The sequence below is a fragment of the Streptomyces sp. NPDC127119 genome, assembly GCF_042677425.1.
GTDB lineage: Bacteria > Actinomycetota > Actinomycetes > Streptomycetales > Streptomycetaceae > Streptomyces.
In genome coordinates, this window is the sequence record NZ_JBHXTO010000188.1 from 1 (window position 1) to 15,351 (window position 15,351).

The 15,351-nt window shown below is 71.3% G+C and carries 14 protein-coding genes and 1 riboswitch; of the genes, 10 read left to right on the forward strand and 4 right to left on the reverse strand.

The genetic code is table 11. The annotated features are described in order from the left end of the window. Positions 1–177 precede the first annotated feature (177 nt). Both ACFVH5_RS40385 and ACFVH5_RS40390 read left to right on the forward strand, forming a co-directional pair. Entirely contained in the window at positions 178–783 is a 606-nt protein-coding gene (locus ACFVH5_RS40385) for a helix-turn-helix domain-containing protein (RefSeq protein ID WP_385838666.1), read from the forward strand. Continuing rightward, the gene (locus ACFVH5_RS40390; RefSeq protein ID WP_384803876.1) at positions 780–905 is read left to right on the forward strand and encodes a DUF6126 family protein; all 126 of its coding nucleotides are present in this window, start codon (positions 780–782) and stop codon (positions 903–905) included. Before ACFVH5_RS40385 ends, ACFVH5_RS40390 begins: the two co-directional genes overlap by 4 nt. Before the next feature lie 21 nt (positions 906–926). On the opposite strand, the gene ACFVH5_RS40395 is transcribed toward ACFVH5_RS40390, so the two are convergent. Beyond that, positions 927–1,724, reverse strand: coding sequence for a tyrosine-protein phosphatase (locus ACFVH5_RS40395; protein ID WP_385838667.1), 798 nt, complete (start codon positions 1,722–1,724; stop codon positions 927–929). Between the two features lie 168 nt (positions 1,725–1,892). Here ACFVH5_RS40395 and ACFVH5_RS40400 point away from each other — a divergent pair, with 168 nt between their 5' ends. Together ACFVH5_RS40400 and ACFVH5_RS40405 are read left to right on the forward strand one after the other, a co-directional pair. Further along, entirely contained in the window at positions 1,893–4,016 is a 2,124-nt protein-coding gene (locus ACFVH5_RS40400) for an alpha-galactosidase (RefSeq protein WP_385838676.1), read from the forward strand. Between the two features lie 284 nt (positions 4,017–4,300). After that, a riboswitch (cyclic di-AMP (ydaO/yuaA leader) is annotated at positions 4,301–4,474 on the forward strand. Between the two features lie 4 nt (positions 4,475–4,478). Next, the gene (locus tag ACFVH5_RS40405) at positions 4,479–5,420 is read left to right on the forward strand and encodes a peptidoglycan DD-metalloendopeptidase family protein (RefSeq protein WP_385838668.1); all 942 of its coding nucleotides are present in this window, start codon (positions 4,479–4,481) and stop codon (positions 5,418–5,420) included. Positions 5,421–5,584: 164 nt separating this feature from the next. Here ACFVH5_RS40405 and ACFVH5_RS40410 read toward each other — a convergent pair whose 3' ends face one another. Beyond that, a complete protein-coding gene (locus ACFVH5_RS40410) occupies positions 5,585–6,163 on the reverse strand; it encodes a TetR/AcrR family transcriptional regulator (RefSeq protein ID WP_385838669.1) in 579 nt (192 codons plus the stop codon). A 166-nt stretch (positions 6,164–6,329) separates the two neighbouring features. Between ACFVH5_RS40410 and ACFVH5_RS40415 the strand changes: the two genes are divergently transcribed. From ACFVH5_RS40415 to ACFVH5_RS40435, 5 genes are all read left to right on the forward strand, one after another. Continuing rightward, positions 6,330–7,832 (forward strand): MFS transporter, encoded by a 1,503-nt coding sequence (locus ACFVH5_RS40415; protein ID WP_385838670.1) that lies wholly within the window; start codon positions 6,330–6,332, stop codon positions 7,830–7,832. Between the two features lie 133 nt (positions 7,833–7,965). After that, positions 7,966–8,859 (forward strand): SDR family oxidoreductase, encoded by an 894-nt coding sequence (locus tag ACFVH5_RS40420; RefSeq protein WP_385838671.1) that lies wholly within the window; start codon positions 7,966–7,968, stop codon positions 8,857–8,859. Positions 8,860–9,014: 155 nt separating this feature from the next. Next, positions 9,015–9,680: an O-methyltransferase gene (locus ACFVH5_RS40425; RefSeq protein WP_385838672.1), complete on the forward strand. Its 666-nt coding sequence runs from the start codon at positions 9,015–9,017 to the stop codon at positions 9,678–9,680. A 236-nt stretch (positions 9,681–9,916) separates the two neighbouring features. Further along, the gene (locus ACFVH5_RS40430; protein ID WP_385838673.1) at positions 9,917–10,636 is read left to right on the forward strand and encodes a DUF6250 domain-containing protein; all 720 of its coding nucleotides are present in this window, start codon (positions 9,917–9,919) and stop codon (positions 10,634–10,636) included. 146 nt (positions 10,637–10,782) lie between these two features. Further along, positions 10,783–11,568 carry an SGNH/GDSL hydrolase family protein gene (locus ACFVH5_RS40435; RefSeq protein ID WP_384804111.1) on the forward strand — a complete coding sequence of 262 codons (786 nt, stop codon included), beginning with the start codon at positions 10,783–10,785 and terminating at the stop codon, positions 11,566–11,568. 59 nt (positions 11,569–11,627) lie between these two features. Here the strand turns inward: ACFVH5_RS40435 and ACFVH5_RS40440 are convergent, their stop codons facing one another. Both ACFVH5_RS40440 and ACFVH5_RS40445 read right to left on the reverse strand, forming a co-directional pair. Beyond that, a complete protein-coding gene (locus tag ACFVH5_RS40440) occupies positions 11,628–12,308 on the reverse strand; it encodes a TetR/AcrR family transcriptional regulator (RefSeq protein WP_385838674.1) in 681 nt (226 codons plus the stop codon). A gap of 109 nt (positions 12,309–12,417) precedes the next feature. Further along, positions 12,418–13,581 (reverse strand): Glu/Leu/Phe/Val dehydrogenase dimerization domain-containing protein, encoded by a 1,164-nt coding sequence (locus tag ACFVH5_RS40445; protein ID WP_385838677.1) that lies wholly within the window; start codon positions 13,579–13,581, stop codon positions 12,418–12,420. Between the two features lie 328 nt (positions 13,582–13,909). Here ACFVH5_RS40445 and ACFVH5_RS40450 point away from each other — a divergent pair, with 328 nt between their 5' ends. After that, on the forward strand, positions 13,910–15,307 hold the full coding sequence (locus ACFVH5_RS40450) for an MBL fold metallo-hydrolase (RefSeq protein WP_385838675.1): 1,398 nt from the start codon (positions 13,910–13,912) through the stop codon (positions 15,305–15,307). Positions 15,308–15,351 lie beyond the last annotated feature (44 nt).

A 15,351-nucleotide genomic window follows, 5' to 3' on the forward strand; every position in this document is an offset into this window, starting at 1 on the left:
CCTTAAGGGCTCGGCTGCGCCTTCGCCCCCTCTGGGGGCGCGGGGAACTGCGCAATCTTTTCGTCTTTAGGGGCGCGGGGAACTGCGCGGCCAGCCCCCACCGGCCCGCACCCCGCGCCTTGTTGCCTCTCAGGCAAGTTATTTGCCTCAGAGGCAACCCTGCGGCTCAATTGAGGCATGAACCCTGACAAGGGTACGCACCCCACCGTCGCCCCCCAGCTACGCGCCCTGCGCCGCCGCGCAACCCTCACCCTGGAGTCCGCGGCAGCAGCGGCCGGACTCTCCCCCGCGCATCTCTCCCGGCTGGAGACCGGCCAGCGCCAGCCCTCCCTGCCGATGCTGCTCGCCCTCGCCCGCATCTACGGCACCACCGTCTCCGACCTGCTCGGCGAGACGGTCACCGAGCGGGACGCCGTCGTGCGGTCCGCCGACATGGAGCCCACGAAGGCCGGCGGTTGGACGTACTGGCAGGCCGGCGCCGCCGGACGCGGCATGCAGTCCCTGCGCGTGCACGTCCCCTACGGGGCGCAGGGCGACATCGTGCGGGTCCACCCGGGCGAGGAGTGGCTGTACGTCCTCCAGGGACGGCTGCGCCTGCGCCTCGGCGACACCGCGCACGTCCTCGAACCCGGCGACAGCGCCCACTTCGACTCGCTGACCCCGCACCGGATCGCCGCCGCGGACCGGGACGGGGCCGAGCTCCTCTTCGTACACACCCTGCTGCAGAGTCCGACGGCCGCGCTGTGCCTCGGGCCGACGACGATTCCAGGAGAATCCTCATGAAGGACATCGAGGAGAAGTTCCCGCGCGCGCTGTGGGTGCGGCTCATCATCTATGTGGCGGTCGGGCACGTCTTCGCCGCCTTCATCTACCTGCTGTTCACGCTGGGGGCCGAGAACCAGTAGCGGACCGGGGCGGCGGCCCGGTCAGTCGAGGAACCGCTGCCGCAGCCGCTCCCGTATCTCGGGGGTCACGTCGAGCGCCTGCTGCAGGTACGCGTCGACCCCGCCCCAGGTCTCCTCGATCGTGTCGAACGCCGCCGCCAGGTACTCGGCGCGTGCGTCGAAGAGCGGGCCGAGCAGCTCCATCACCTCGGGGGTGTACGCGGAGGAGGCGGAGCTGCTGCGGTGCACCTTGTAGCGGCGGTGCGCCGCGTTCGACTCCAGGTAGTCCGTCACGATCGCCTCGCGCTCGACGCCCACCGCGAGGAGCGTCACGGCGACGGAGAGACCGGCCCGGTCCTTGCCCGCCGCGCAGTGCATCAGGGCCGGGACGCTGTCCTCCGCCAGTGAGTGCAGCACCTGCCGGTGCTCGGCCGTGCGGTGCTTGATGATCGTGCGGTAGGACGCGATCATGCGGTTCGCCGCCCGGCCGTCCGAGAGCAGCCCGCGCAGCTCGTCCAGGTTCCCGTCGCGGACCATCTTCCAGAACTCGGCGCCGTCGGCGGGGTCCGTCAGCGGGAGGTTCACGTTCCGCACGCCGGGCAGCTCGACGTCGGCGCCCTCCAGCTTCTGGTCCGCCGCGTTGCGGAAGTCGAAGATCGTGTGCAGGCCCAGCGAGGCGAGGAACGCGGCGTCTGAGGGCGTCGCGTGCGCGAGGTGGCCGCTGCGGAACAGCCGCCCGTACGCCACCCGCCGACCGTCCGCCGTCGGCAGGCCGCCCACATCGCGGAAGTTGCGTACGCCGGTCAGCTCGGGCTCGGTCGACGGGACCTGCTGCGTCACGGGGGCTCCTCCCCTCGGCCACCGACGCGGCTCGTCGGCGAGGTGCGTATCCGACGATACGACATCGGTTCGTGGGCCAATGAGTTGTCCACAGGCGTTGCCCGAAGGGCAGGTCGGCCCTGATGATGTTGGGGCTTGAGCGTGCCTGTTCGAATATGTGAGGGCTTGATGGTAGAGATCGGCGCAGACGGCCGTACGTGGCTTCTTTCGGGGCCCACGAGCAGTTACGGCCTGCGGCTCGGTGACGAGGACGAGCTGCTTCATCTGCACTGGGGCCCGAGGATCGCGCTCCCCGACGCCGAGGCGCTCGCCGCGGGCCCGGGTCCCGAGTACTGGGCGTTCGAGGCGACCCTCGACGGCCACGAGGAGTACCCGGTCGAGGGCGGCCCCCGCTTCGTACGGCCCGCGCTGTCGGTGCGCACGCCGGACCGGCGCGGCACCGAATGGCGCTTCGAGGGGTACGCGATCGTCGAGGGGGAGACCGCCGACGGAGAGGCGGCCGAGGGGGCCGGCGGTGACGAGCTGCGGCTGCGGTTCTCCGACTCCGGGCTCGGCATCACCCTGCACTACCGGATGCGGGCAGGCACCGACGTCGTCGAGCGCTGGGTGACCCTCGCCAACGAAGGGCCCGCCCTGGAGGTGCTGCGCGCCGACTCCGCGACCTGGACGCTCCCGCAGCGCGACGGGTGGCGGCTGTCCCAGCTGCACGGACGGTGGGCGGCCGAGTCCCGGCTCGTGCGCTCCGAGCTGACGTACGGCGAGAAGATCATCGGCAGTCGGCGCGGGCACACCGGGCACCAGCACCTGCCCTGGGTGGCCCTGGACGCGGACGGCACGGCCACCGAGGAGCTGGGCGAGGTCTACGGCTGCGCGCTCGCCTGGTCGGGCACCTGGCGGATCGCGGTGGCCCAACTGCCCGACGCGCGCGTGCAGATCACCGGCGGGGCCGGGTACGACGACTCGGGCCTGCTGCGGCTGGAGCCGGGGGAGACCTTCGTCACTCCCGTCTTCGCGGGGCTGTGGAGCGACGGCGGCTTCGGCGGGGCGAGCCGCGCCTGGCACGCGTACCAGCGCGCGTACGTGATCCCGGACGCGGAGCAGGACCGGCCCGTGCTCTACAACTCCTGGGAGGCCACGGAGTTCGACATCTCCGAGGAGCAGCAGCGGGCGCTCGCCCGCCGGGCCGCCGGGGCGGGCGTCGAGCTGTTCGTGGTCGACGACGGCTGGTTCGGGGCGCGCACCAGCGACCGGGCCGGCCTCGGCGACTGGACGGTCAACCGGGACCGCTTCCCGGGCGGACTGAAGCCGCTGAGCGACTACGTGCACGGGCTCGGGATGCAGTTCGGCATCTGGGTCGAGCCCGAGATGGTCAATCCGGACAGCGAGCTGTACCGCGCGCACCCGGACTGGGTGCAGTTCCAGCCGGGACGAAAGCGGACGGAACTGCGCAATCAGCTCGTGCTCAACCTCGCCCGCGAGGACGTCCAGGAGTACCTGTGGGAACAGCTCGACGCGCTGCTCTCCAGTGCCCCGATCGACTACGTGAAGTGGGACTTCAACCGCGCCTTCACCGACGCGGGCTGGCCCGGCGAGGCCTACCCGCAACGGCTGTGGGTGGACCATGTGCACGCCCTGTACAAGCTGTTGGACCGGCTGCGGACCGCCCACCCGGGTGTCGCCTTCGAGTCCTGCTCGGGCGGCGGCGGCCGGATCGACCTCGGGATCATGGCCCGTACGGACCAGGTGTGGACCTCCGACAACACGGACCCGCTCGACCGGCTCGCCATCCAGCACGGCTTCAGCCAGGTGCATCCCGCGCGGGCCATGGCCGCCTGGGTCACCGACAGCCCGAACACACAGCTCAACGGACGTGTCAGCTCGTTGCGCTTCCGCTTCGTGAGCGCGATGGCCGGGGTGCTCGGCGTCGGCGGCGACCTCACCCGCTGGACCGAGGAGGAGCTGGCCGAGGCGCGGACCTGGGTGGAGCTCTACAAGGAGATCAGGCCCGTCGTGCAGGGCGGCGAGCTCCATCGGCTGCGGGCGCCGCAGGGCGGACTGAGCGCCGTCCAGTATGTCCGTGACGGCGAGGTCGTCGTCCTCGCCTGGCTCCAAGCCCAGCACTACGGTGAGCCGGCCCTGCCGGTGCGGCTGCGGGGCCTCGACCCGTCGGCATCGTACGAATGCCTCGAAACGGGTGAAGTCCACCGAGGCGCGGTGCTGTTGCACCACGGGTTGCGGACGGGGCTGCGGGGAGACCTCGATGCGTCAGTTATCCGGCTGCGTCGCATCTGACTGTTGTGTCCGTAATGGAGCCTTCGTTCCAACTCGCGCCGGAGTGAAGGCTCCTGGGGCGGTCCTTGGTGAGCAGCGTCATATCCGTGACGTTCCGCTGTCGCCATGCTCACGTAAGTCCGCTTTGTTTGCAGGGCTTTAACAAGCGGTGGATAGACCGCATTCACACAGGGTGACCGGTATTTCGGTCGAGGATCAAGAAAACGGGGCACACAGGAAACCCCCAAGCTTGTTTGCGCCTCTTCATGTCGCTTACGTTCACCTCCAATCCGGACGGACGCCCAATCCTGCCGCCGCCCGGAATCCGCACTCACCCGTACGTGGCAGGAGCGGGGGACCCACAGGTAAGACGCCTGTTCCGGTCTCCGGAACGGCTTGGGGTTAAGTCGTGCGAAAGCACGGCCGGGCATCTCCAGCTCGCACCCGACAGCTCACCTCGCAGGCGCCGGAGAGGAATTCGTCATGCCCGCGAAGGGTAAGCACCGCCGTCCCAAGTCCCAGCGTTTCTCGCGTTCCATGGCCGTGGCCGGAACCGGGGGCGCGGCTCTCGCCCTCCCGCTGCTCGGCGCCGCCGGAGCGCACGCCGCGACTCCGCAGACCGCCGCCGATTCCGTGGCGAGCGCCGCGAACGTCTCGAACATCGCGAGCAAGTCCGCCGCCGCCGCTCCGACCGCCGAGAAGCAGGCCGAGGCGAAGAAGGCCGAAGCGAAGAAGGTCGCGACCAGGACGTACGCCGTGCGTTCGGGCGACTCCCTGTCGAAGATCGCCGACACGCAGGACGTCAGCGGTGGCTGGAAGAAGCTGTACTCGGACAACCGCACGTCCATCGGCGGCGACCCGTCCCTCATCCACCCGGGCCTGAAGCTCGCCCTCGGCGGCAAGGCGGCGGCGTCCAGCTCCGACTCCACCGCCTCCAAGTCGTCCGACAAGGCCGCCGAGAAGCCCGCGGCCAAGAAGACGACCACGGCGTCCAAGGCGGCGGACACCTCGACGGCCACCGGCTTCACGCTGCCGGTCACGGGGGCGTCCATCGGCACCTCGTACAAGATGTCCGGCAGCATGTGGTCCAGCGGCTACCACACCGGTGTCGACTTCGTGGTGCCCACCGGTACCGCGCTCAAGTCCGTCGGCGTGGGCACGGTCGTCTCCGCCGGATGGGGCGGCGCGTACGGCAACCAGGTCGTCATCCAGCTCGCCGACGGCCACTACGCCCAGTACGCCCACCTGTCCTCCCTCTCCGTCTCGGCCGGTCAGACCGTGACCGGCGGACAGCAGGTCGGCCTCTCGGGTGCCACGGGCAACGTCACCGGCCCGCACCTGCACTTCGAGATCCGCACCACCCCGGACTACGGCTCGGACGTGGACCCGCTGGCGTACCTGCGCGCCAAGGGCGTCTCCGTCTGACGCCCTCCGGCGCTGTCTGACGCGGACTGACGCCCACGGGCGTCGACCGACGTCGGCCGATGTGAATCTCCGAAGGCCGGACCCTGTGATCCCCGGGGTCCGGCCTTCGGCATGTCCCGGGCCGGACGGCTGCTCAACGGCTGACAGGGGCGGGCGGGGGCGTGTCAGGCCCCCGCATGGTTCAGGGCGCGCACGAACTGCTCCGTGAGCTGCTCGGTGTCGAGGCCGTCCGCGCCGCGTCCGGTCAGGATGTGGAAGAAGGGCGGGCCGATCAGGAGCGCGGTCGCCTGTTCGAGTGAGAGCGCGGTGCCGCTCGGCTTCCGGACCGCCTCCACGACCTCGGCGGCGCTCTCCCCGAGGATGTCGTGGGACGCGAGCAGCGCCGCGACCTCCGCGTCGTGCTGGGCCTCGCCCATGAGGGCACGGTAGGCCGCGCCCGCGTCGGAGCGGGCCAGGAAGCCGACGAGGGCGTCGAGATAGGCCTTGAGGTCCTTGCGGGGATCGCCGCTGCGGGGCACGGACAGTTCCTGCCGGGCGTCGATGGCGCTGGCCTCGTAGAGAACCTCCGCCTTGTTCGACCACCAGCGGTACACGGTCTGCCGGCCCACGCCCGCCCGCTCGGCGATGCCCTTCATGGTCAGGGCCGCGTACCCCACCTCCACCAGGAGGTCGTCGACGGCGTGCAGCACGGCGGCCCGTGCGCTCTCACTGCGGGGCCGACCGCGGCCACTTCCATCCACCATGCCGCAAGTCTATACGAGTCACGGTGTCTCGTATGTGTTATCTTTACGGTGCACGGTGACTCGGAAGTGAGTGCCCGGGCCTGCCTCGACCTGTCCCGGGACGGGCCTGTCGGGCGGTGTCCGGCCGTGCTTCGTGTTCCGTGATCCACGACAGGAATCGAGAGCCATGACGTCCACACTGGAAGGCACCCTGCGCCCGGCGCGGCGGTCCGGGACCGTGCTCGCCTGCGTGAGTGTGTGCACCGCCCTGGTGGTCGGATTCGTCGCCGCGATCAACCTGGCGGTGCCGCAACTGGCCGCGAGTTCACTGCGACCGACGTCGTCGAACCTGCTGTGGATCGTCGACGCCTACGTGGTGGTCTTCGCCTGTCTGGTCATCCCCGCCGGTGCGGCCGGCGACAAGTTCGGCCGCAAGGGCGTCCTCATGGCGGGGCTCGGCACGGTCGCGTTCGGCGCCGTCGTGTCGGCCGTGGCGCCGAACGTGCCGATCATGCTGACAGGGCGTGCCGTCACGGGCCTCGGCGCCGCCTGCGTCCTGCCGAACTGTGTCGGCATCCTCCTGCACGCCACCGCCCCCGAGCGGCGCCCCCACGCGCTGGCCGTGTGGGCGGCGGCCTCCGGCGTCGGCGGCGTCGTCGGCAACGTCGGAGGCGGGGCGGTGCTGAGTACGAGCTCCTGGCGCACGCTGTTCCTGTCGGTCGCCCTCATAGCGGTCTGCTGCCTGGCGTGGACGGCCCGGACCGCACCGCGCAGCGCCCGCTCCGAACGCACCCTCGACGTGCCCGGCACGCTGCTGTTCGTGGCGGCCGTCGTGGCACTGCTGGCCGCAATCATCGAGGGGCCGGAACAGGGCTGGGGCAGCACGGTCGTGCTCACCGCCTTCGCCTGCAGCGTGCTGCTGGGTCTGTGCTGGGTACGGGTCGAACTGCGCGTCCCCCACCCCATGCTCGACCCGCGCCTGTTCCGCAGCCCGGCACTCGGCGGCGCCGCCCTCGGTATGACCCTCACGTTCTTCGGGAACTTCGGGCTCTTCTACGTCAACGCCTCACTCCTTCAGTACGGACGCGGCTTCTCCGTGCTGCAGGCAGGGCTCGGGATCATCCCGCTGACCGTCCCGCTCCTGCTGGGCACCCGTTACGTACCCGGGCTGATCCGCCGTATCGGCAACCCCGCGACACTCGCCGCGGCCTTCGCGCTCACCGGCACCGGTCTGCTCGGCCTCTCGTACGCCTCGACCATGGCCTATCCCGTGTACGCGGCCGGTCTGTTCGTCATCGGCCTCGGCATCATGCTGGCCGCGCCCTGTCTGACCGCACAGATCGCCTCGGCCCTGCCCGTGGAGCGGGCGGGCATCGCCGGCGGGCTGCAGTCCGCGACCCGTGAACTGGGCAGCGCTCTGGGGGTGGCCGTCGTCGGCACCGTCCTCACCGCCGGATTCACGCACCACCTGCCCGCCGGCCTGAGCCGGCACACGCCGGTTCCGCGCACGGTGCAGGAAGCGCTCACGCTGAGCCCGGCCGACCACACCGCCGTCACGGAGGCGTTCATCCACGGCGCCGACACCGCGCTGCGCGTCGCGGCCCTCGTCGTGCTCCTCGCCGGAGCCCTCGTCGTCGCCGGCAGCCGCCGCGCCCACCGGGCCGCCCCGGCGCCGCCCGTCCCGCGGTAACGGCGGGACACCACGGACCACCTGACACGGCGTCGGAACCGTGCTCAGGCAAGGCCCACCCGCACTCACACCCGACTTCACCCGTCATCTGCCGTTCTCACCTGCCCTTTTCAGGGCGAAGGAGGTCACGCTCATGCGTGCATTCGTCACCGGAGCCACCGGCTGGATCGGCTCAGCCGTCGTCGACGAGCTCGTCTCCGCAGGCCACCAGGTCATCGGCCTGGCCCGGTCCGACCGGGCGGAGAAGGCCCTCGCGGCCAAGGGCGTCGGCGTCGTCCGCGGCGACCTGGACGACCTCGGCTCGCTGCGGCGAGCCGCCGACCAGGCGGACGCGGTCATCCACATGGCCAACAAGCACGACTGGGGCAACCCCGCCGAGTCCGACCGCTCCGAGCGCGCCGCGGTCCGCGCCCTCGGTGACGCCCTCGCCGGGACCGACCGTCCGTTCGTGGTCGCCGCGCCGCTCTCCGGCCTCGTCGAAGGGCGTCCCGCCACCGAGGACGACGTCTCCCCGGCCGTCGGCCCGGACTCCAACCGGGGCGGCAGCGAGAACCTCGCCCTGGACTACGTGGCCCGGGGCGTACGGACCGTGATCACGCGGTTCGCGCCGAGCGTCCACGGCCACGGCGACTGGGGGTTCGTCAACTTCCTCACCGCCGCCGCCCGCGACAAGGGAGTCTCCGGTTACGTCGGCGACGGCTCCGCCGCCTGGTCGGCGGTGCACCGCGACGACGCGGCCCACCTCATCCGCCTCGGCATGGAGCAGGCGCCCGCGGGGACGCGGCTGCACGCCGTCGCCGAGGAGGCCGTCACCACCAAGGCGATCGCCGAGGCGATCGGCCGCAGCCTCGGCCTGCCGGTCGCCTCCGTCGCCCCGGGGGACGCCGGACCCCATTTCGGCTTCGTCGGCAGCTTCTTCGCCTCCACCATGACCGCGTCCAGCGACGTGAGCAGGCGGCTGCTGTCCTGGGAGCCCACCGGCCCGTCCCTGCTCGCGGACATCGACGCGGGCGCGTACACGGCCTGACGGGGCGAGCGCGACACGGCCCGACGGGGCGGGCCCGGTGAGGCGAGGCGTGGGAGGGCGGACCGTTCTCCCACGCCGCCCCACCCGCCCCGTACACACCAGACACCCCACCCCACCGTACCCGCACACCAGCACCGCCCGAAGGAGTCAGCGTCATGCCCACACCTCCGTACACCCTCGCGGAACCACGTGTCTCCGCCGCCCTGACCCGCATGTTCGAAGCCGCCGCCCGTGACGACGAGACCGTGTCACGTCTGAGGAGCGACCGGCCCCAGGACTGGGGGTCACGGACGGCGCAGGAACTCGCCGACGCGGCGCAGGAGATCTACATGCCGGTCTCCGCCGACGGCGGCAGACTCCTCTACAACCTCGTCCGCGCCACCAGGCCGGCCAACGTCGTCGAGTTCGGCACCTCGTACGGCATCTCCACGCTCCACCTGGCCGCCGCCGTTCGCGACAACGGCACGGGCCGGGTCGTCACCACGGAGATGAGCCGGACCAAGGCGGCGGCGGCCCGCGACACCTTCGCCGCCACCGGTCTCGACGACGTGATCACCGTGCTGGAGGGGGACGCCCTGCAGACGCTCGCCGCACTGACGCAGCCGGTCGGCTTCCTGTTCCTGGACGGGTGGAAGGACCTCTGCCTGCCCGTCCTGCGGCTCCTTGAGCCACACATCGCGCCCGGCACCCTCGTCGTCGCCGACGACGTGGATCTTCCGGACCTCGGCCCGTACCTCGACCACGTGCGCGACACCGCCAACGGCTATCACAGCGTCACGTTCCCCGTTGAGGACGGCCTCGAAATCAGCTGCCGTCTCTGACCGGATCCCGAACGGGGCGGCTGCCGACTCCGTCCGGGCTCCCACCGGACGGAACCGGACGGAGTCCGACGGAGCCGGACTGCTCCGGTCGCCGGGTGCGTACGACACGGGGTTGAAACATCGACAGCATCGACACGGGACGCCGGGGGCGGCACAGTGACCAGTGCCTTCCACAAGCGCTTTCTGTCGGCGGATCGACCCGTCCCCGACGTCCCCGACCACCGGAGGAACCCCGCATGACCACCACACGCAGAGCGTTCGGAGCGCTGGCCGCGGGCGCCGGTCTCGCCGCGCTCGTGCCCGGACAACAGGCGAGTGCCGCGGACCGCCACGGGCGGGGCCGGCTCATCGCCCGCGACGACTTCCGCCACGGGCTCGGCCAGTGGGTCACCGAGCTGCAGGACGGCGGCAGCGTCACCGCCTCCCGGGGCGTCCTGGACATCGACGTGCCCAGCGGCGCGACCGTCTGGTTCCGGCGTGCGCTCCGGGGGCCGTACGTCATCGAGTACACCGCCACACCGGTCTCCGCGGGCGGCGCCAACGACCGCGTCTCCGACCTCAACAACTTCTGGAACGCCACGGACGCGCGCTCGCCCGACGACCTCTTCGCCACGCCCCGCGGCGGCGCGCTCGCCGAGTACGACCAGCTCAGTACCTACTACGTCGGTTACGGGGCCAACTCCAACACCACGACCAGGCTGCGCCGGTACGTCGGCGAGGCGGGCGTACGGCCGCTGATCCTCGACTACACCGAACCCCTGCTCACGGCCAACCGCCCCCACCGGGTCCGGATCGTCTCGGACGGGTCGACGGTCCGGTGGTGGAACAACGGACGGCTCGTCTTCGACTACACCGACCCGGAGCCGTACACGCGTGGGCACTTCGCGTTCCGGACCACCTGGAGCCACTTCGCGATTCAGGACTTCCAGGTCCGGGAGCTGCGGCAACGTCACTGAACGCGCCCCTTATTCCGGGATTGACCAACACTTGACGAGTGGCTTATCTCACCGGGCGTCAACCCCTTCCTACGGTCGCGTAGGTCACACGCCAAGGTGAATCATGGGCCGACGTGGCAGACGATTCGAAAGACGACAACAGATCAGTGATCGGGTCGTACGTGGCGGTGGGGGACAGCTTCACCGAGGGCGTCGGCGACCCGGGCCCGGACGGGGCGTTCGTCGGCTGGGCCGACCGGTTCGCGGTACTGCTCGCGGACCGGCGGCCCGAGGGCGACTTCGATTACACCAACCTCGCGGTTCGCGGGAAGCTGCTCGACCAGATCGTCGAGCACCAGTTGCGGCGGGCCAGGGAGCTCGCGCCGGACCTGGTCTCCTTCTGTGCGGGCGGCAACGACATCATCCGGCCGGGCACCGATCCCGACGAGGTCGCGGAGCGCTACGAGCGTGCCGTCGCCGACCTCACGTCGGCCGTCGGCACGGTCCTCGTGACCACCGGCTTCGACACCCGTGGCGTACCCGTGCTCCGGCACATGCGGGGCAAGATCGCCACGTACAACCTCCATCTGCGGGCCATCGCGGACCGGTACAACTGTCCGGTGCTCGACCTGTGGTCCCTCAAGACCATCCAGGACCGGCGGGCCTGGGACGGCGACCGGCTCCACCTCTCGGCGGAGGGGCACACCCGGGTGGCCCTGCGCGCCGGACAGGTCCTCGGCCTTGAGGTGCCCGCGGACCCGGACCAGCCCTGGCCCGTGCTGCCGCCGCGCGGCACGCTGGAGATGCGGCGGGACAACATCCACTGGGCGCGCGAGTACCTGGTTCCGTGGATCGGCCGGCGGCTGCGCGGGGAGTCCTCGGGCGACCGCGTGGAGGCGAAGGGAAGCCTGTCTCCGCATGACATCAAGTCGTGGATAGAGGCGGTTGCCTGAACGTCCGGATGTGTGGACGTTGACGTGGTGAGTGCCTGAACGCCCGCTGGATGGTTGCCTCAGGCATCCGGAAGCTGGGGCTCGACGGCTTGGGGCTCGACAGTCCGGGGTTCTGCGGTCTGGGGGTTCGCGGTCTGGGGCTCGACGTGGTCGAGCCCCAGCTCCCGGGCCAGGGCCTCGTCCACCCACTGCTGGGTGCGGGCGCGCGAGACAGCGCCCGGGTACGCCGTCATCTGCACGGCCAGCCCGTCCAGCAGGGCGGTCAGGCGCAGTGCCGTGGCCGTCGGGTCTGGGCACCGGAACTCGCCCGCGGCCACGCCCTCGGCGATGACCTCGGTGAGCGCGGCCTTCCACTGCCGGTCCAGATCGCGGGTGACGTCCCGCAGCGCGGGCTCGCGCAGGGCCACCGCCCAGCCCTCGATCCACAGCCGCCAGCCCTTGGCCTGCCCGGTCGGCGCGTACCAGCGCACGGCGGCCCGCAGCCGCCGCAGGGCCGTCGTCCGGCGGCCCAGGAGCTTGCGCAGATGGGCGAGGTCGTCCTCGGCGGCGTACGTGAACGCGGCGGCGACCAGTTTCTCCTTCGTGGAGAAGTGATAGAGCACCAGGGCGTTGCTCACGCCGAGCGCGTTCGCCACATCGGCGATCCGCACCGCGGACACACCGCGCTCCTCGATCTGCCCGATGGCGGCCCGCAGCAACTCCTGCCGCCGCTCCGCCACACCCAACCGCACTCTCGCCACCGGGCAACCCTATTGCGTGTCCGGGGCCGCCCGGGGCCGCAGGGGTGGTTACCGGCCGCGCGGGGCGGCACCGGCGCCGGTGTGGAGGGGGGCTTCGGTGGGCGGGGCTTCAGCGGTACCAGCCGAAGCGGTCCGCGATCTCCGGCAGGCGGTCCGCGACGATGGCGTGTGCCGCCGCCCGCGGGGTCGAGCCGTCGGTCTCCGCGCGGGCGAGCGTCTGGTCGATCAGGGCGCGCATCGAGCGGCGCGTGTACGCGAACGCCTCCTCCGCGTCGGCCCCGATGTCACCGAACAGCGTCCACCACCACCAGGCGTTGGTACCGGAGTTGACCACGACGTCCGGCAGGACGGTGACCCCGCGTGCGGCGAGCAGTTTCTCCGCCTCGGGAAGGACGGGCATGTTGGCCGCCTCGACGATCCAACGGGCGGTGATCCGCTCCTGGTTGACGGTGTCGACGGTGTACGAGACCGCCGCCGGCACCAGTACCTCGGCCCCCGCGGACAGCCAGGCGTCAGCGGGCAGTTCGCGGTCGGCGGGGCGCAGGGCCGAGCGGTCGACCGTGCCGTAAGCGTCCCGCGCGGCGAGCAGCGCGTCGACGTCCAGTCCCTCGGCGTTGGCGATCGTGCCCTTCACGTCGGCGACCGCCACGACACGCAGCCCCGCGCGCGTGAGGAACCGCGCCGTGGCCCCGCCCATGGTGCCCAGGCCCTGCACGGCGACCCGGGTACCCGCGTACGCCACCCCGGCCCGGTCCAGCGCCGCCAGCACCGCCTCGGCCACCCCGCAGCCGCCGACCAGCTCGTCCAGGCCGATGCCGTCCACCTCGACCGCGAACGCGTCCGCCAGCCGCCGGCGTGCCGTCTCCTCGTCGTCGAGCAGCGGGTACACCGCCTGGATCGACGACACGAGGCCCGCCTCCGCCGCGGCCCGGTCGACGAGATCCTGGGTGAGCCCGAGGTCCTCGCCGGTGGTCCAGTGATGCTCGATGTACGGGCGCATGGCCCGCAGATAGCGCACGAGCAGGCCGTACGCCTCCGGGTCCCGGGGATCGCAGTCGATGCCTCCCTTGGCGCCGCCCAGCGGGATGTAGCGGCCCTCCGGGTTGTAGTGCAGCGCCTCCTTCATGGTCATTCCCCGCGCCAGGCCCGCGACCTCGGCCAGCGTGCACCCCGCCCGCATCCGCAGCCCGCCGCTGGAGACACCGCGTACCAGACGGTCCACGACCAGGTGCCCCTGACGGCCCGTGACGTGGTCGGTCCAGGTGAGCGACATCAAAGGGGTGCTGTCCGGGTCGTTCACAGGGTCTCCTCGGGAACAGGGATCGGCTTCGGAACGTTTCACCGGCTGGAAGCCGGGCGCGCACTGCGTCCCGGTGCCGGTCCAGCACCGTCGCTACTGAATGATCGGTCAGTATCGAAAGTGCTGGGCAAAACTGTCAATCGTGTCTGTCGACGTGCTGAACGGATCTTCGGTGTGAGTGATGGGGTACGGGGTGGCCCTCGCCGTGCTCGGCACGGACACCGCTCTGTCACGCGCCCGACCCGGCGCTGTCAGAGGCGGCGACCATAATGGATATTCAGACCGACCCACTGGAGGTGCCGTGACCGGCTCCCGTTCCCTGAGTTCCGGGCTCCGTGCTCTGCGCCCCGCCGCCTTCGGCGTGGATCCGAGTGGTGAGCGCATGCAGCGCATCCGCAGATCTCCGAACTACGCGGACGGCGTGTTCCGCAATCCCGAGGGTGCCCCTCGCCCGGACGGCGCCATGCGCGAGTTCGCGAAGTCCTACTTCCGCAAGGAGGAGCGCGTCCTGCGGGCTCCCGCGGGTGTCGTGCCCGTGCATGCCACGACCCTCGCCGACCTCGCGGCGCCCCCGGCCTCGGGGCTGCGGCTGACGTGGATGGGCCACTCCAGCGTGCTCGCGGAGATCGACGGACACCGGGTGCTCTTCGACCCCGTCTGGGGCGAGAGGTGCTCCCCGTTCGCCTTCGCCGGGCCCAAGCGGCTGCATCCGGTGCCCGTGCCGCTGGCGGCGCTCGGCCCGGTCGACGTGGTCGTCATCTCCCACGACCACTACGACCACCTCGACCTGCCCACGATCAAGGCCCTGGCGGACACGGACACGCTGTTCGCGGTGCCCCTCGGTGTCGGCGCCCATCTGGAGCACTGGGGCGTCCCGGCGGACCGGCTGCGCGAGCTGGACTGGCACGAGACGACGAAGGTCGGCGGGATCTCCCTCACCGCCACACCCGCCCGGCATTTCTGCGGCCGCGGCCTGCGCAACACGCAGCACACCCTCTGGGCCTCCTGGGTGGTGGCGGGCGACGAGCACCGGATCTACCACAGCGGCGACACCGGTTATTTCAAGGGCTTCAAGGACATCGGCAGCGAGTACGGCCCCTTCGACGCCACGATGATCCAGATCGGCGCCTACAGCGACTTCTGGCCCGACATCCACATGACGCCCGAGGAGGGCATGCGCGCCCACCTCGACCTCCAGGGCGACCGGCCCACCGGCGTGATGATGCCGATCCACTGGGCCACGTTCAACCTCGCGGGGCACCCGTGGGCCGAGCCGGGCGAGGGCACCGTCAGCGCCGCCCACGCGGTCGGCGCCCGGGTCGCGCTGCCCCGACCGGGCGAGCCCTTCGAACCCACGGCGGAGACGGTTCCGTCCGAGCCGTGGTGGCGGGGTGTGGCCCTGGTGCCTAAGGGCGGCTGGCCCGCCATCGAGAAGACGGTCGTCGGGGAGTCGGTTGCCGCGGAGACGGTCGCGGAGGGGACGGTCGTCGACACGGCCGTCGCCGATACGGCCCTTGCCGAGGAGGCCCTCGTCCAGGAGAGCGCCGCAGAGAAGGGCGCCGCAGAGAAGAGCGTCGCCGAGGAGGCCGTCGTCCAGAAGAGCGCCACCGACGAGGCCGTCGTCGAGAAGGCGGGCCGTGACACTCCGCGTGACAAGGCCGCGGACACCGGGGACCCGGAATCGGTGCCGGCCGGATGATCTGAGGCCGCCCGAAGGCGGTCGGCGAGGGCCGAGGAGCGAAC